Annotated in this window: 13 protein-coding genes; 4 read left to right on the top strand and 9 right to left on the bottom strand. The window is 70.0% G+C overall.

All coding sequences use genetic code 11. The annotated features are described in order from the left end of the window. Positions 1-97: 97 nt before the first annotated feature. The 3 genes from QSK10_RS11710 to QSK10_RS11700 form a co-directional block, all read right to left on the bottom strand. A complete protein-coding gene (locus QSK10_RS11710) occupies positions 98-511 on the bottom strand; it encodes a DUF3151 domain-containing protein (protein WP_285662675.1) in 414 nt (137 codons plus the stop codon). A 110-nt stretch (positions 512-621) separates the two neighbouring features. Continuing rightward, positions 622-807 (bottom strand): YegP family protein, encoded by a 186-nt coding sequence (locus QSK10_RS11705; RefSeq protein ID WP_285662674.1) that lies wholly within the window; start codon positions 805-807, stop codon positions 622-624. A gap of 1,401 nt (positions 808-2,208) precedes the next feature. Next, positions 2,209-2,979, bottom strand: coding sequence for a hypothetical protein (locus QSK10_RS11700; protein WP_285662673.1), 771 nt, complete (start codon positions 2,977-2,979; stop codon positions 2,209-2,211). A gap of 243 nt (positions 2,980-3,222) precedes the next feature. Here QSK10_RS11700 and QSK10_RS11695 point away from each other — a divergent pair, with 243 nt between their 5' ends. Then, positions 3,223-3,996, top strand: coding sequence for a deoxyribonuclease IV (locus QSK10_RS11695; protein WP_285662672.1), 774 nt, complete (start codon positions 3,223-3,225; stop codon positions 3,994-3,996). Then, positions 3,993-5,873: a hypothetical protein gene (locus QSK10_RS11690; protein ID WP_285662671.1), complete on the top strand. Its 1,881-nt coding sequence runs from the start codon at positions 3,993-3,995 to the stop codon at positions 5,871-5,873. The genes QSK10_RS11695 and QSK10_RS11690 overlap by 4 nt, the downstream gene beginning before the upstream one ends. Here QSK10_RS11690 and QSK10_RS11685 read toward each other — a convergent pair. The 4 genes from QSK10_RS11685 to QSK10_RS11670 all read right to left on the bottom strand — a co-directional run bounded on the left by QSK10_RS11685 (position 5,863) and on the right by QSK10_RS11670 (position 13,305). Then, a complete protein-coding gene (locus QSK10_RS11685) occupies positions 5,863-7,230 on the bottom strand; it encodes a glycosyltransferase family 87 protein (RefSeq protein WP_285662670.1) in 1,368 nt (455 codons plus the stop codon). The genes QSK10_RS11690 and QSK10_RS11685 overlap by 11 nt on opposite strands. Positions 7,231-7,346: 116 nt before the next feature. After that, positions 7,347-10,133 carry a transglycosylase domain-containing protein gene (locus QSK10_RS11680; protein ID WP_285662669.1) on the bottom strand — a complete coding sequence of 929 codons (2,787 nt, stop codon included), beginning with the start codon at positions 10,131-10,133 and terminating at the stop codon, positions 7,347-7,349. A 133-nt stretch (positions 10,134-10,266) separates the two neighbouring features. Next, on the bottom strand, positions 10,267-12,897 hold the full coding sequence (locus QSK10_RS11675; RefSeq protein WP_285662668.1) for a transglycosylase domain-containing protein: 2,631 nt from the start codon (positions 12,895-12,897) through the stop codon (positions 10,267-10,269). A 6-nt stretch (positions 12,898-12,903) separates the two neighbouring features. Further along, positions 12,904-13,305, bottom strand: coding sequence for a DUF5318 family protein (locus QSK10_RS11670; RefSeq protein WP_285662667.1), 402 nt, complete (start codon positions 13,303-13,305; stop codon positions 12,904-12,906). Between the two features lie 212 nt (positions 13,306-13,517). Between QSK10_RS11670 and QSK10_RS11665 the strand changes: the two genes are divergently transcribed. Together QSK10_RS11665 and QSK10_RS11660 are read left to right on the top strand one after the other, a co-directional pair. Further along, positions 13,518-14,156, top strand: coding sequence for a PadR family transcriptional regulator (locus QSK10_RS11665; protein WP_285662666.1), 639 nt, complete (start codon positions 13,518-13,520; stop codon positions 14,154-14,156). Positions 14,157-14,175: 19 nt separating this feature from the next. Then, positions 14,176-15,249, top strand: coding sequence for an inositol-3-phosphate synthase (locus QSK10_RS11660; RefSeq protein ID WP_285662665.1), 1,074 nt, complete (start codon positions 14,176-14,178; stop codon positions 15,247-15,249). A gap of 209 nt (positions 15,250-15,458) precedes the next feature. Here QSK10_RS11660 and QSK10_RS11655 read toward each other — a convergent pair whose 3' ends face one another. Continuing rightward, positions 15,459-16,289, bottom strand: coding sequence for a carbon-nitrogen hydrolase family protein (locus QSK10_RS11655; protein WP_285662664.1), 831 nt, complete (start codon positions 16,287-16,289; stop codon positions 15,459-15,461). Next, complete coding sequence (locus QSK10_RS11650; RefSeq protein WP_285662663.1) at positions 16,286-17,047, bottom strand: phosphatase PAP2 family protein; 762 nt, start codon at positions 17,045-17,047, stop codon at positions 16,286-16,288. Before QSK10_RS11650 ends, QSK10_RS11655 begins: the two co-directional genes overlap by 4 nt. Positions 17,048-17,056: the final 9 nt, after the last annotated feature.

The raw sequence follows: 17,056 nt of genomic DNA, 5'->3' as shown, positions 1-17,056 counted from the left end.
TGCCGGGGCGGCGTGGGGTTCACGTGCGGGTGGCGCGCGCAGCGGGGCGGCCAGGCGCAGGTGCCGGGAGCCCACCTGGGTGGGCTCCCGGGTGTCGTCAGCCGATGCTGCTGAGGGCGTCGGCGGCGGCCGGGTCGCTGTCCCGCAGGAACTGGGCGCAGCGGGCGGCTTCGTCGGCTTCGCCGATGGAGGCCGCGGCCACCGACAGGCGGTGCAGCGAGGTCAGGAAGCCACGGTTCGGCTTGTGGCTCCAAGGCACGGGACCGTGCCCGCGCCAGCCGTTCTTGCGCAACTGGTCCAGCGCGCGGTGGTAGCCGGTCCGCGCGTAGGCGTAGGCGGCCACGTCGTCGCCGGCCTCCATGGCCTTCTGCGACAGCGCGGCCCAGGCCGCCGGGAAGTCCGGCCAACGGCGGGCCACTTCACGGGGGTCTTCGGTCTTCAGGGCCTCCACTGCGGGAGTGATCTCCGGCAGCAGCGTCGGCGGCGGCTCCGGGAGCAGGTTCTGCGGCATGGATCCTCCGGATCTGGACTCACGGGAAAGATCAGTCTTCCAGTGACGCCCCGCAGAAGCCCTTTTGGGGCCTCCCGGGCCCCTTGTCCCGGGAGGCACACCCGTCTTGATCAGTGCGGCATCAGCTCTTTGACCTCGGCGAGCGGCGCGTTTCGTTTGACCGACTCGATCCCGTTCATGCAACCCGCACGGGACTCGTAGGCCTCACCGACGGCGATGATCTCGCCGTTACCGGCTTTCAGGCGCCAGCGGTACTTCCCGGCCTTGTCGGTGTAGAGCTCGAACTTTCCGGCCATGGTGCCTCCCCCTGAGACGTTCTCACGGCCCATTCGAGCCGATTCGCGGAGAACTATTCACATTTTGCCGGAGGGGTCGGGATGGCGAGGAGGTTTGGCGGGTTTGGACGCGACCGGCGCGCGGGGGTGCCGGGGCACGGCACGGCGGGAGTGGGCGGGGCGGGCCGGACGGGGTGAGGCGAGGTGCCGGGAGGTGGAGCGCGTGTGGGCTCGCGCTGCGGTGGTGGGGCGGGGGCGTGCGCTCGCCGCCCGGACGTACGTGCCGCGGTCGTGGTGAGCTCATGGGCGAGGCCCGAGGAGACGTGCGGACGAGGCACGCCCCATGCCCCACGTGCCTGGGCCGGGCGCGGGATCGGCCCGTCAAGACGCACGACCGGGTGCGATCTTGGGAGTAGGCACCAGTGAGTGAGACGGCGACGGTGATGGGCCACGGCATCGTGGGCGGCCGCCTTGCCGAGGTCCCGGCGGCGGTGAGCGCATGCGAGGCCCGAGGTCGGCTCGACCGTTCGGGGACGCGGCCGGGTGCCCCGATGCGACGCCACCCGCGAGCTCCGGTGAAGGACGGCCGAGGCAGAGGCCGTTCGCCGGGGCGGGTGGCGTGAACCGGATTCGGCCGGACGGAACCGAGGAGCGCACGGGCTTGCCGGAGCCGGTGGGGCACGGTTTCCTCTGCCCGAAGCCCGAAGCCCGAAGCCCGAAGCGACGATCCGGGAACCGCCGGTTCACCGGCTCGGCTCGTCACTCTGGGCTCGCCCTGAGATCGCCCGGGGCGGCTTCGCGGGAGGCTGTTCCACCCGATCGCCACGGGCACGCCGGGTGGTGGACGGGGGCTGACTCGTGGCACCACCGAGGGAAATCGGGGCCAAGGCCGGTGAGTGGAGACGCCTCCCTACCCGCGCACCGCCACGGCGAGATCGTCCGCCCACTGAGGCCGGGAAGTGGAGCCGGGACCCACACGTCGGCCGTGTGCTCGACCGTGTGCCCGGGCCGCCGCGCGTGGCCGATCGGCTGCCGGTGGGTGCGAGCGGGTGAGTTGTGGTGGCGCCGAGGCCACGGCAGGAGTTCGCCTGCGTTTGTGGGCCCACAGAGGCCGTGTCGAGCGGGCCGTGTCGAGCGGCCCATACCGCCGACGCTCGCCGGGGTCGAGAGTCCGAGCCGAGGCGGAGCCCGCACGGCCGAGGAAGCACCGGGCGCACGGCCACCGCCGACTAAGAAGCCGCGAGGCGCCCGGTTCGCAAGCTGGGTGGGACCTGGGGAGGAACGACCACACCGTGTGCGTCATCGGGCGCCCCGCGGGGCTCTGTATAGGGGTTGTCAACCGCCGCCGCCGAGTCGCGCCGTCGAGCGCGCCTCACCGCCGGGTCGTGCGGGCCGAACTGGTCGTGCTGGTACCGCCGTGTCTTACCGGGCCGCCTGGCGCTGTGAGGCCACCGTGCGGACGGCCGCCGCGCCGACGCCCACGAGGGCGACCGTGGCGATCAGCGCGAGGAGGCCGGTGGAGCCGCTGGGGGTGGCGTCGCCGTTGACGGGTTCGACCGCGAAGGCGTCACCGTGGTCGTTGTTGTCGGACACGGGGTGCTGGTCGGTTCCGGCGGGCGCCTGGGAGGGCACGGTGCCGGTGGGGGCCGCTTCGCCGCCGTCGGGTGGGACGGCGCCGTCGGCGACGGGGCGTTTGCCGTCGACGGACGGCTGGGCGCCCTCGGCGGGGACGCCGGGGGTCGAGCCGGTGGTGGGCTTCTTGGGCGGTGTGGACGAGGGTGAGGGCTTGGCGGGGGCGGGGGCCTCCGGGCTGTCCTTCACCGACACCGTCATCGCGCCCATGTCCTCCAGCAGCGCGCGGCCGTACCAGCATTTCGGCAGCATCTTCACTTCCGCCGACTTGCCGATCTTCACCTCGATGGTCTTGCCCTTGTCGACGTCGACGGTGGTGGAACCGACGTACAGGGTCGCGTTGGCCCCGAGGTCGTTCTTGAAGGACACCTCGGCGTCCTTGTCCACGGTCAATGTCGACTTGTCGGGCTTCGAGGAGGCGGTGATGCCGATGAGGCCGCAGCCGCCGTCGAAGGTGACATCGGCGGTGGCGTCCTCGGCGAAGGCGGGCGCCGCGCCGAACAGGAGGAGGCCGAATACGGCGGTCGCGACCGCGGACTTTGTGAGCGTGCTCTTGCGCATTCCGACCCCTTTCCCATTCGCGTTCGTGTCTAACGTCATGTCGTATGTCCCCAGGTCAAACGGGTTCGAAGGAACTAACGAGCGGACCGGGCGCGGGTGACGCGGGCGCGGAGGAAAATTCAGCTCCGCCCTCCGGTGTACTCGTCGGTAGGCGCAGGACCCCAGCTTAGGCCCCGCGAGGGAGCGCGCGAAAGCCCTCGGCGAAAGGCTCGTCGCGGGGCTTCACCAAGTAAGCTCACGCCCATGCGCATCGGGGCTCACGTCGATTCCGTCGATCCAATCGCCGAGGCGGCCGCGCGCGGTGCCGACCTCGTCCAGTTCTTCCTCGCCGATCCGCAGGGCTGGAAGGCGCCGCCCGCCCGCGAGGACGCCGAGGCGATCAAGGACGCCGAGGTCGACGTCTACATCCACTCGCCGTACGTCATCAACCTCGCCTCCCTGAACAACCGCATCCGCATCCCCAGCCGCAAGCTGCTCACGCAGCACGCGAAGGCGGCCGCCGCGATCGGCGCCAAGGGAGTCATCGTGCACGGCGGCCACGTCCGGGACGGAGAGGACATCGCCGTCGGCTTCGACAACTGGCGCAAATTCTTCGCGCAGGCCGCCGACCAGGGCGGGTTCGACGTCCCGATCCTGGTGGAGAACACCGCCGGCGGCGAGCACGCCTGCGCCCGGCGGCTGGACAACATCGCGCGCCTGTGGGACGCCATCGGCGAGTTCGAGCCGGGCTTCTGCCTGGACACCTGCCACGCGTGGGCGGGCGGGCTCGAATTCCCCGACGTGGTGGACGCGATCATGGCCATCACCGGCCGCATCGACCTGGTCCACGCCAACGACTCCCGCGACGACTTCGACTCCGGGCGCGACCGGCACGCCAACATCGGCGCCGGGAAGATCGACGCCGAGGAGCTCGCCGAGGTCATCAAGCGCACCGGCGCGCCGGCCCTGGTCGAGACGCCGGGTGGCGCCGAGGAGCATTCCGCCGACATCGCGAGGCTTCGGGAACTGACCGCATGAGCACCGACACCGCCGCCGACGAGACCGCCGTCCCGGAGGAGGAGCCGGCTCCGCCGTCCCCGGAGCCGGAGAAGTCCGATGTGGACCCGTGGGAGCGCTTCGCGGCCACCGCCCACGAGGACGAGGACGACGGTGAGCTGCCGCGGCGCGGCCGGGTGGGCCTGATCGCCGCGCACGCCTCGCGCGTCGTGCGGCACGAGTGGACCCTGGCGGCGGTGGCGAGCCTGCTGCTGGCGGTGGTCATGTCCTGGCCACTGTGGACGGACCCGGTGCACCGGGTCCCGCACGACACCGGCGATCCGCTGGTCTCGGCCTACCTGATCGGCTGGACGGGGCACGCCACGCTGACCGACCCGCTGGGCGTGTTCAGCCTGAACTCCTTCTTCGGCAGCCGGCTGAGCCTGTTCTTCGGCGACTCGCTGCTGGGCTTCGCGCCGGCCGGGCTGATCGGCTCGGGGCCGCAGGCGGCGATCCTGCGCTACAACATCCTCTACACGCTCTGCGTGGCCCTGACCGTCTTCGGCGGTTACGCGCTGCTGCGCCAGCTCGGTTCGCGGGTGCCGGGCGCGGCCTTCGGCGCGGTCGCGATCGCCTTCGCCCCTTGGCGTCTGGCGCAGGCCGGGCACATCCAGGTGATCGCCGTCGGCGGGATCCTGCTGTCGCTGGCGATGCTGGCGCGCGGGCACGGATGGTCGCTGCGGCACGGATACCGGCCCCGCCGCACCCGCTGGGGCTGGATCGCGGCCGGGTGGGCGGTGGCGACCTGGCAGATCACCATCGGCTTCGGGATGGGCGTGGCCTTCGGCTACCTGCTCGCCGGGATCGTGGTGGTCGCGGCGATCGGGTGGCTGTTCAAGCGTCCCCGGGTGCCCGGCGAGGTGCTGATCACCGACGCGGCGGGCGCGGCGGTCTTCGCGGTCGTGGCGATCGTGCTGTCGATCCCCTACTTCCAGGTCGCCGCCGCCTATCCGTACGCGGCGGACAACGCCGACGCGGCCGAGCGGTTCTCGCCGCCGTGGCTGGGCCTGATCACCGCGCCGGGCGAGTCCTGGCTGTGGGGACGCCTGCACACGCCCGCCCGGGACTCCATGTACCTGCCCGGCGAGACCACGCTGCTCATCGGCTTCGCGCTGCTGGGCCTGGCGCTGGCCGGTTTCCTGTACTCGTCGTGGACGCGGCGGCAGCGCTGGTTCCTGGCGCTGGGCCTGGCCGTGGCGGTCGTGCTGACGATGGGCGCGAACTTCCTCGACGACGGCGCCTGGGGCTACATGGCGCTGCACGAGTACCTGCCGGGCTGGGCGGCGATGAAGGTCCCGGGCCGCCTGATCCTCTACGTCACCGTCATCGCCGCGATCCTGGCCGCCGGGACGATCACCCGGCTCGGCGACCGGCTGCACGAGATGGCCGTCGAGCGCCGGGTGGACCCGCGCGAGCCCGTCCGGCGCCCGCCGCTGGCCCGGGTGGCGCTGCTGATCCCGGTGGCGCTGGTGCTGCTGGAGGGCGTGTCGGTGGCGGCCTACCCGACCGTCCCCGCGCCCCCGGCCGCGCTGTCCGAAGTGGACGGGCCGATGCTGGTCCTGCCGGCGGGCAAGGCCGAGGACGCCAGGCTCATGTTGTGGTCCACCGACGGTTTCCCGGAGCTCGTCAACGGCGCGGCCACGTTCGTGCCCGAGGAGCAGGACCGGATGCTGGCCGCGGCGGTCTCGTTCCCGAACGGCGGCGCGGTGAACTACCTGCGCGCCATGGGCGTCAAGACCGTCGTCGTCCGCAAGGACCGCATCGCGGGCACGTCCTGGCAGCACGTGCTCGACTTCCCGCCCACCGACGCCAATGTCGTCATCGAGGACAAGGGCGACGTGGTGGTGTTCAAGCTGTAGCGACCCGGTACGGCGCGTCTTCGCTCACCTCGTCGGCGAAGGCGCGCACCGGGTCCAGCTCCGGTCGGTACAGCTCCCGCAGGACCTGCCCGCACAGCACCACCACGGTCACGATCCGGGCGATCGAGGCGACCACGAAGACCCACTCGGGGAACGCGAAGCCGCCACCGGCGTTGATCAGCTCGCCGTAGAAGCACAGGAAGTACATCAGCTCGGCGGCCTGCCAGGCCAGGAACGCCGTCCACTTCGGACGCGCCAGCACCACCAGCGGCAGCAGCCACAGCACGTACTGCTGCGACCAGACCTTCCCGGTCAGCAGGAACGCCGCCAGCACCAGGAACAGCAGCTGCGCCAGCCGCGGGCGCCGCGGCGCGGTCAGGGTGATGTAGGCGATCGCCACGCAGCAGACCAGGAACAGCCCGAGGTACAGGGCGTTCAGCCAGGTCGGGTCGTTCAGGACCTCGCCGCCGCCCTCGGGCACGAAGAACCGCAGGACGTACCAGAGCGTCCCCCAGTCGACGCCGCGCTCGGAGTTGAGCCGGAAGAACCGCAGCCACGAGTCCGGCCACAGCAACGCCACCGGCGCGTTGACCAGGACCCAGGTCAGCAGGGCCGTGCCGAGCGTCAGCATCGTGTCGGCCCATTTGCGGGTTCTCAGACACAACAGCAGCATCGGCCCGGCGAACAGCAGTGGATAGAACTTCGCCGCGACCGCCAGCCCCAGGAATATGCCCGCCCAGATGAAGGCCCGGCGGCCGAAGGCGAGCAGGAAGAACACCGACAGCGACACCGCCAGCAGGTCCCAGTTGACCGTGGCGGTCCACACGATCGCGGGCGCGGCGGCCAGCATCATCGCGTCCCAGGGCCGCGAGCGCCGCAGGGCCATGAGCGCGGCGACGGCGCCGATGCCCAGGACGGACAGCACCACCGCGTTCAGGTCGAAGAAGACGCGCGCCTCGTCGAAGTCGGCCCGGTCCTTGCCCAGCTCGTAGACGGGGATGCCCAGGACGCCCATGAACGCGCCGGTGAGCACCGGGTACTCCACCGGGTGGTCGCGGTAGGGGATCGCGCCGTTGGCGAGGTTCTCGTTGTAGTACAGGGCGATGATGTCGGAGTAGCAGAACTGCTTGTACTGGGAGTTGTTCTCCCAGGCGCCGTCCCGGCAGGGCGCCTTCTGCAGGAACGACAGCCCGAACACCGCCACCGCCACCAGGAGCACGACGCGCACCGGCGTCCAGAAGCTCCGCCGCGGCGGCTCGACGGCGTGCTCGCCGGCCGGGCCGCCGACGGCCTCGGAGAGCGAGCGGACGGCGGGGTCGTCGTGCGAGGGGACGGCCTGCTGGGTCATGTCTGGCATCTTGCCATGCGAAGCCGCGACGCCCGGGCCTTGCATGGACACAGTCGCCGGTGGGCCGGGACGCCGAAAGGGCCCCGGGAGCGACTCGCTCCCGGGGCCCTTCGCGTGTTCGGCGCTCAGCCGCCGCCCGGGTTGGGCACGCGGTTGTCGTCCTTGCAGTTCGGGTTCCACACCGGGCAGTCCGGGTTGGGGCTCTGCGGGGATCCGCCCGGGGAGGGCGACTGCGGTCCCTGCGAGGGCGAGTTGCCCGGGTCGGGCGGCGAGGACGGCGAGTTGCTCGGCTTGAGCGGGGACGCGTGGTCGCCGTTGGTCGCGCTGCCGGTGTTGGCCGGCGGGTCGAACTGGGTGGCCTTGAGGTCGAGGATCTCGATGGCCTCCTTCATGAAGGTCAGCCACACGTCGCCGGAGATCTGCGAACCGAAGGTCGGGCTCCCGTTCTTGTCCTTGAGGGAGCCGTTCTCCTTCTCCTTGTCACCCAGCCAGGAGGCGGCGGCCAGCTGCGGGACGAAGGCCGCGTACCAGTTCTGCGAGTTCTCGTTGCAGCCGTCGCAGAACTTCTCCCACGTGCCGGTCTTGCCGGCGTATTCGCCGCCGTTGGGGAGGGTGTTGCCGCCGTTGTTGGGGTGGATGGTCTTCAGGATGTGCGAGGCGTCCTGCGCGACCGGCACCGACACCGCCTGCTGGGGGCTGAAGTCGGCGGTCGGCTTGATGACCTCGCCGTTGCGGCGGACCTCGCGGATGACGTGGGCGGGGATGCGCTCACCCTTGTTGGCCAGGGTGGCGAAGGCGGCGGCCATGTCCTGGACGCTGACCGCGTACTGCCCGAAGCCGACCTCGTTGTCGAAGCACTCGTGGTACTGCTCCTTGGGCGTCTTTTCGAGGTCGACCTGCTTGGAGTTGCAGGGCGCCTCCTCGCCGCCGACCATCTGGGTGATGCCCATCTTGCGCGCGGTGTCCACGACGTTCTCGGCGCCGAAGGTCTTGGTCATCGAGTAGGTCGGGGTGTTCAGCGACTTGCGGATCGCGTTGATCATCTTGCAGTCCTTGCCGCAAGAATTGTCGTTCTCGGAGTTGCTGACCGGCGTGGTGCGGCCGTCGAACTTCTTCGGCGAGGACGCGTCCCACAGCGACTCGATGGACGCCGCGCCCTGCTTGTCGGTGCCGCTGAGGGCGGTCAGCATGGTGAACACCTTGAACGACGAGCCCGGCGGGTGCGGGTTCTTGTACCCGGCGCGGTTGAGGTCGGAGCCGTTGTCGGAGCCGCCGTAGTACGCCACGATCTCGCCGTTGGTGGGGTCGACGGCGACCAGTGCGGCGCGCAGGTTGTCGGGCTGGCTCTTGAGGACCTTCCCGTCGGTGGAGGCGGCCTTGCGCGCGGCCTCCTGGAGCTTCGGGTTGATCGAGGTGACGATCGTGTACCCGCCCTTGGCCTCCAGCTCGTTCTGATTGATGCCGTAGTTCTTCTCCAGCTCCTCCAGCACCACGCCGTGGGAGACGAAGCCGGTGTCCTTGTCCAGACCGACGTTGGCGGGGTTGGAGGTGTTCTCCAGCGTCGTGGGCGGCTCGGTGTAGGTGGCGCGCTCCTCGGCCGGGAGCTTGCCGATCTTCACCATCGAGTCCAGGACGTAGTTCCAGCGCCCGAGGACGGCGTCGTTGTTGCCGACCTCCTTGGGGTCGCGCGGGTCGAAGCTGCCGTCGGGGGACTTGATCTGCCCGGCCAGCAGGGCGGCCTGGGGGACGGTGAGCTCGGCGGCGGTCACCCCGAAGTAGGCCTTGGCGGCGGCGCCGATGCCCTCGGCGGTGCGCCCGAAGGGCACCAGGTTCATGTAGAACCCGAGGATGTCGTCCTTCTCGTACTCGTCGTCCAGCTTCATCGCCATGACGGCCTCTTGGATCTTGCGGCCGTAGGTGCTCTCGTCGCGGAACTGGGCGGCGATGCCGGCGTACTGCTGGGTGATCGTGGACGCGCCCTGGGTGTCGCCGCCGGTGATGTTGTTCCAGGCGGCGCGCAGGACGCCCTTGAAGTCGACGCCGTCGTTCTCGTAGAAGGTCTGGTCCTCGGCGGCGATGATGGCGAACTTGACGTACTCGGGGAGGGTCTTGATGTCGACCTTCTCCCGGTAGGCGCTGCCGATGCGGGCCATCTCGGTCTTGCCGTCGGAGAACATGACCGCGTTGGACTCGGCCATGGCGATGTCGTCGGGCAGCGGCACGTTCTCGAAGAGCATGGTGGTGCCGACGATGCCGACGCCGGTCAGCATCAGGACGACGCAGCCCAGCGCGATGAGGATGCGCTTGCGTTTGCGCTTCTTCTTGAGGGCCTTGCGGGCGTCCTCGTCGAGGTCCTCGCCACCGGGACGGCGGCGGCCGCCCTTGCGCCGGCTGCCGCCGTGCTTCTCGTAGGCGGCCTCCATCTTCGACATGCGATCGGCCTGCACGTCCTCGACGGACACCGAGGCCTTCGCCTTGGCCGAGCCCACCGCCGCGGACCCGACCGAGGCCGACCCGACCGAGGCCCGCCCGGACGACGAGGTGGAGCGCGCCGAGGGGTAGTCATAGTCGCCGTACGGGTCCTCGTGGCCGCGCGAGTCGCGGGAGGACCGCTCGTACCCGGAGGAGCGCTCGTAGCCCGGGGAGCGGTCGTAGTCGGAGGACCGGTCGTAGCCGGTGGACCGGGCGCCGTAGGAGTCGCGGTCGGCCTGCCGCCGGTCGTCGCGGTAGTCGCCGCGCCGCCCGTAGTAGTCGGCGCCGGCGTCGCTTCCGTAGGACCGGTCGGCGTGACCGCCGTGGTCGCGCCGGTCGCGGTGGTCGCCGTGGCCACGGTCGTGGTCGCGATCGTCGCGTCCGCGGTAGTCGCCGTAGTCGCCGTATCCGCGGGGGGGCTCTTGGTCGTGCCTGCCCATCCGGGTCCGCCCTTTCGGTCTGGCTCGGAGGTCCTCGCTTGAGGGGATCGGTGGTACCTGGGGGGTGAAGGTATCAGTTCCGGCATAACACGAACCCGCCGCCGAACGGTGTTCAGCGGCGGGTTCGGGTGAATCAGTTGTCGCTCAGCGCGTATTCGCGCTGGTAGATCGCGTCGTAGCGGAAGGTTGCGGTGAAGCTGCCGACACCCCGGTCGTCGACCGGAGCCAGGTTCGGGTGCCCGTTGTCGTCGTCGTTGCCCGGGTCGGTGGTGTCGTCGTTGCCGCCCGGCTCATCGTGCCCGCGGCCGTGGTCCTTGCACTTGGGGTTGATCGCCGCCAGGATCGGGTCCTCGCAGTCCTTGTCCTTCTCCGGCTCCTGCTTGGCGTCACCGGCGTTGACGTCGCCGACGCCGACCTTGGGCGGGAAGTTCTCCACCTTGGTGCCCTTGAGGGCCTTCTCCATGAAGTTCTTCCACACCGCGCCGGCGGTCGAGGCGCCGTAGAGCGGCGAACCCCACTTGTCGGTCGCCTTCCCGTTCGGGTCCTTCTCGTCACCGACCCACACGGCCGTCGACAGCTGCGGGACGTAGCCGACGTAGGAGGTGTTCGAGTTCTGCCCGTCGACGCAGCCGGGGATGTTGTTGTTGCAGTCGCGCTCCCACGTGCCGGTCTTGCTGGCGGCGGGACGGCTCAGCGGGCCGACGGCCTGCGCGGGGAAGATCTTGGCGAGCACCGAGGTGACGTCGGCGGCGGCGCTCGGGTCGACCGCCTGGACCTTCTTCAGCTCGCGGGTTTCCTTGACCTCCTCGCCGTTCTTCAAGACCTTGGCGACGAAGTGCGTCTCGACGTGCTCGCCGTTGTTGGCCAGGGTCGCCGCGCCGGCGGCCAGGTCCTGAACGGTCGAGCCGTACTGGCCGAAGGAGACCTCGCGGTCCCAGAACTGCCGGGAGTCGTTGAGGTCCATGCCGGCGAAGGAGTGCCACTTACCGTCGACGTTGCTGACCATGCCGGTGACGCCCATGAGCGCCGCCTGCTTGATGATCGCCTCTGATCCGTACTTCTCCGCGATGGCGTACATCGGCGTGTTCAGCGACTGGATGACCTCCTGCTCCAGCGTGCAGTGCGGGCACTGCGCGCCGCGGCCCTCACCGGAGTTGCGGACCGGGCCGGCCGGGTCGTTCTTGCTGCGGCCCGGGAACTCGCGCGGCGAGGAGCCGTCCCAGCGGGATTCCACCGAGACGCCGTTCATGACCGCGGTGGTCAGCGTGAAGATCTTGAAGGACGAGCCCATCGGGTGCTGGTAGCTGCGTTCCGGCTCGTAACCGGCCTTGTCGATGCCGGAACCGTCGTCGCCGCCGTAGTACGCCTTGACCTCGCCGGTCTTCGGGTCGACCGCCACGAGCGCCGCCGCCAGGTTCTTGGGCTCGTCGTTCATGACCTCGCCCTTCTTCGTGGCGGCCTTGACGGCGTACTCCTGCATCTCCTTGTCGATGGTGGTCACGATCGTGTAGCCACCGGCGTTGGCGATGTCGTTGCGCTTGGTGACCTTGCCGTTCTCGTCGAACTCGGCGTTGCCGTACAGCATCTCCTTGGTGATGCCGTAGCGGTCGAACAGTTCGCCCTCCACCTTGCGGTGCGAGATGAAGCCGGTGGTGGCGTCCTCGCCGAAGTTGGCCGGGTTCGCCGTCGACTTGGCCGTCTCCGGCAGCGTGTTGTACGCCGCGTCGTACTTGTCCTGCGGGATCGTGCCCATCTTCTTCATCTGGTCCAGGACGTAGTGGTAGCGGTCCCACACGTCCTGTTCGGTACCGGTGTCCGAAGGGTGCGCCGGGTCGTAGAAGCCGTCCGGGGACTTGATCTGCCCCGCCAGGAACGCCGCCTGGTCGTAGTCCAGCTTGCGCACGTCGGTCTGGAAGAACGCCTGCGAGGCCGCGCCGACGCCGTAGGCCGACCGTCCCATGTAGACGACGTCGAGGTAGAAGCCGAGGATCTCGTCCTTGGTGTACTCGTCGTCGAGCTTCATCGCCATGACGGCCTCACGCGCCTTGCGGCCGTAGGTGCCCTCGTCGCGGAAGTTGGCCGCGATGCCGGCGTACTGCTGGGTGATCGTCGAGGCGCCCTGCTGCTCGCCGCCGGTGACGTTGTTCCAGAAGGCGCGCACGACGCCCTTGAAGTCGACGCCGGAGTTGGTCTTGAAGCTCTGGTCCTCGGCGGCGATCACCGCGTCCTTGACCGACTGCGGGATCTCGGCGAAGGGGACGTTGACGCGGAACTCGTGGCCGAGACCGGCCATGTCGTCCTTGCCGTTGGCGAACTTGATGCTGTTGGCGGCGGTGAGTTCGAGTTTGTCCGGAAGCGGCACGTCCGCCCAGAAGTACGAAATGCCGAAAACGGCCGCGCCGGCCATCATGAGCACGACACAGCCGAAAATGGCCCAGCGCCTGATCCGGCGTTTCTTCTTCAGCCGCTTCTTGCGCTCGGCCAGCTCGGCGTCGGTCGGCTTGGCGCGGGGCCCGGTCACCGACGCGCGGCCCTTGGCCTCGTGCTTGCCCACGCTCGCGCGGCCGGTGACGGTCGGCGGCTCGTAGTTGTAGTCGTCCGGCGTAGGCGCCGACGCGCCGGGCACGCTCGCCCGGCCGGTCGGGGGCTCACCGTCGTATCCGGTGCCCCAGGCGGAGCCCGGCCCGGACGCGTCCTGCGCGTGCGGGTCGTAGTAGTTCCCACCGGGTACGCGGGCGCTCCCGCGATCGGAGTGGTCGGCCATGGCAGGTCACACCTCTTCGAGCTGGTTCGGTCGCGAAGCCACCGGATGGTCTCGGCCGAGCAGGAAACGGAACACCAGGTGATTCCAGCCACAGCCTCGGCAAACCTCCACCGCGTACACGTCCACCTCGTGGTGGGTGTTGGCGATGAGAGCCAGTTCACGCAGGCTGCGGGCCTGCCCGGCGGACGCTTTGAGTTCGTCGCCGAATATGTAGTGCACGGTCCACACGTTGTCGCGGCGGCAGATCGGGCAGCGCCGATCGGTGCGCTCACCGTGGAAACGGGCCGCGTTCAGCAGATATGGAGAAGCGTCGCACACCTCGGCGACGCCCTTCCGTCCTGAGTAGACGTCACGCAGAAGGGCTCGCCGTTGAAGCGAGTAGTCCACCACCTGACGCCGAGATTGCACGGCAAAGAGCGTACGCGTAACGGGCCACCGGAGCACGCCCGGATGACCGCCTCGTCCGGATTGGTGTGGAACATGCCGCAGTCTCTTGCCGGTTCGGCCGAGGTGGTCTAGGGTGCGATGTATCAGACCGATACATCCGTCGGCCATATCGGCTCACTCTATCGAGCCGGTGGGCGGCGGGCGTATCGACACGTGAGGTGAGGAGAGGCGCTTTGCTGGAGCTGGCCGTGCTCGGTCTGCTGCACGAGACGTCCATGCACGGGTACGAGCTGCGCAAACGGCTCACCCAGCTGCTGGGCGCGTTTCGTGCCGCCTTCAGCTACGGCTCGCTCTATCCGACGCTGAAGCGCCTCAAGGACTCCGGGTACATCGCCGAAGACGCGGGCGACCCCAACGAGCCGGTACCGCCACTGACCGGCAAGCGGGGACGCATCGTGTACAAGCTCACCGCCGAGGGCAAGGAACGGTTCGCCGATCTGCTCGCCCAGGCGGGGCCGGAGACGTACGAGGATTCCGGATTCGGGGTGCACTTCGCGTTCTTCTCGCGCCTGGACCAGGCGCAGCGGCTGCGGATCCTGGAAGGCCGCCGCCGCCGCATCGAGGAGCGGCGCGAAGGGCTGCGCGAGACGCTCACCCGCTCGGTGGAGCGCCTCGACGCGTACTCCCTCGAACTGCAACGTCACGGACTCGACGCCTGCGAGCGGGAGGTGCGCTGGCTCAATGAGCTGATCGCCTCCGAGCAGTCCGGCAGACCGCCGTCGGTCACCACCGTCGGCGGGTTCGTCCCACCGGAGCCGCAGGCTCCATCCGTCCACGAGCCGTCCGAGGATCCGGACGCTCACCGTGAATAGAAATAAGGAGGCGTGCGCGATGAGCAAGGTTCGCGTGGCCATCGTCGGCGTGGGCAACTGCGCCTCGTCGCTCGTCCAGGGTGTGGAGTTCTACAAGGACGCCGACCCGTCGACTCGCGTGCCCGGGCTGATGCACGTGAAGTTCGGCGACTACCACGTCGGTGACGTCGAGTTCGTCGCCGCCTTCGACGTGGACGCCAAGAAGGTCGGCCAGGACCTGGCGGCGGCCATCGGGGCGAGCGAGAACAACACGATCAAGTTCGCCGACGTCCCGCCGAGCGGCGTGACCGTCCAGCGCGGCCCGACCTTCGACGGCCTGGGCCAGTTCTACCGCGAGATCATCGAGGAGTCCGACGAGGCGCCGGTGGACGTGGCGCAGGCGCTGCGCGACGCCCGCGTCGACGTGGTCGTGTCCTACCTCCCGGTGGGCTCCGAAGAGGCCGACAAGTTCTACGCCCAGGCGGCCATCGACGCCGGTTGCGGGTTCGTCAACGCGCTGCCGGTGTTCATCGCCTCCGACCCGGTATGGGCGAAGAAGTTCGAGGACGCCGGTCTGCCGATCGTCGGCGACGACATCAAGTCCCAGGTGGGCGCCACCATCGTCCACCGCGACCTGGCGAAGCTCTTCGAGGACCGCGGCGTGGAGCTGCTGCGGACCTACCAGCTGAACTTCGGCGGCAACATGGACTTCATGAACATGCTGGAGCGCAGCCGCCTGGTGTCGAAGAAGATCTCCAAGACGCAGTCGGTGACCTCCCAGATCCCGCACGAGATGGCGAAGTCCGACGTGCACATCGGGCCCTCCGACCACGTGCCGTGGCTCGACGACCGCAAGTGGGCCTACATCCGCCTTGAGGGCCGCAGCTTCGGCGACACCCCGCTGAACGCCGAGCTCAAGCTGGAGGTGTGGGACTCGCCGAACAGCGCCGGCATCATCATCGACGCCGTCCGCGCGGCGAAGATCGCCCTGGACCGCAAGATCGCCGGTCCGGTCATGGCCCCCTCGGCGTACTTCATGAAGTCGCCGCCGGTGCAGTACCACGACCACGACGCCCACGCGGCGGTCGAGGCGTTCATCCGCGGCGAGGAGTAGGTCTCCCGCGAGGTGTGTGAAGGGCGGTCGCCGCGGCGACCGCCCTTTTCACGTCCCCGGTAGCCGCGGGCGGGGCCCGCACACCGCCCACGGCTCCCCGTCGCGCCAGACTGTCGCAATCGGACGGTGGGCGCATGAGCCGAAAGGGCAAGAATGCGTGCACCCATGGTGAGGAGCGGTCGGTGCGTGAGCGCGCGGCGACCGTCCACTCAGGACCCGGCGGCGAGCCTCGCGCGCACCGAGCGGCGCCAGGGCCGGACGAGTTCGCGCTGGAAGCGCGCGTTCTCGGTGCCGGTGTCCAGGGCCGCCAGGGCGTAGCCGTCGCGCCCGTCGGTGGTGGCGCGGGCGATCCAGCCGCCGCCGGGGGCGACGACGCCGGAGGGGACGGTCGCGCTGAACTGCGCGGGCACCGAGTACCCGATCCACATGTTGTACAGAATCCCGTAGGTCTCGGCGATCCGGGCGCGGGGAGCGTCGTCGACCATCACCGACAGCAGGACGCAGTCCACGCCGAGGGTCTCGTACTCGGCGATGAGCTCGGGGAAGTTCGCCTCGACGCACAGGACCACGCCGAAGCGCAGGCCCTCCGCCTCGAAGACCAGCGGCGCCTCACCGGCGCGGTACATGTACGTCGCCTCGGTGTAGGACAGGACGCGCTTCTCGTAGCGGCCCACCTCCACGCCGTCGGGGGAGAACACGTGGAACGCGTTGGCCGGCCGCGCCTCACCGGTGGCGTGGATCGTGCCGAAGCCGGTCCAGACCGACAGCTCCACGGCGGTCTCGCGGATCAGCTCCTTCTCCTCGGCCAGCACGTCCCAGCGGACGCCCGACCAGTCGGCCTCGCCGAGCTCGCCGTCGCGGGCGCACACGACGTGCTTGCTCGGGTACACCAGCGCGCCCTCGGGGAACTGGACGAACCGCGCGCCATCGGCGGCGGCGTCGCGCATCAGCGCGCGGATCCGGCGCCCGGCGGCGCGGATCGCGCCGGCGTCGGCGGGGTCCTCGGGGACACGGGTCTGGGCCACGGCGAGAAAGGTCATCCCGGGAGACTAGTGCCCTTCCGCGGCCATACGCGGTCCGCGACGGCCGCCACCCCCAGCCACGCCACCCCCAGCAGCCAGCCCGCCAGCACGTCGCTCGGGTAGTGGACGCCCAGGTAGACCCGCGAGGCGCCGACCGCGACGGCGCCGAGCGCGGCCGCCGTCCACGCCGTCGCCCACAGCGTCCGGTTCACCGTCACCATGCACAGCAGCCACGCGATCAGGCCGAAACCGACGACCGAACTCGCGCTGTGACCCGAGGGAAAGGAGTATCCGGTCGCGGTCACCAGGTGCTCGGCGATCGCGGGCCGCTGCCGCCCGATCACCAGCTTGATGACGTTCACCAGCACCTGGACCCCGCCCAGCCCCGCCAGCGCCAGCCAGAACGGCCGCCACGAGCGCGTCCGGCGGCACACGTACACCGTCACCCCGCCCAGCCCGGCCACCAGCGCGATCGCGCCGCCCAGGTTCGTCGCGGCGATCTCGGCGGCGTCCAGCACCGGCCGCCTGCGCGCGGCCAGCCACGCCACCACCGGCTCGTCGAGCACCGCGATGTCATCGCCCTCGGTGACCGCGTCCAGGATCCCCAGGAACAGCGAGAACGACGCCACGATCACCGCCGCGCCCGCCGCCAGCACCACCACCTCGACCGAGATCCACCCCGGCGGCCGGATCCGGGCCGCCAGCGGCCGCGACAACCGGACCAGCCCGTAGGCGAACGCGACCAGCACCACGGCGGCCACGGCACTCCAGAGCATCACGGACTC

It is taken from the genome of Actinorhabdospora filicis (assembly GCF_030269765.1).
GTDB classification, from domain to species: Bacteria; Actinomycetota; Actinomycetes; order Mycobacteriales; family Micromonosporaceae; genus Actinorhabdospora; species Actinorhabdospora filicis.
Note: the sequence above shows the minus strand (reverse complement) of the source record. Positions and strands in the feature narration are given on the sequence as shown.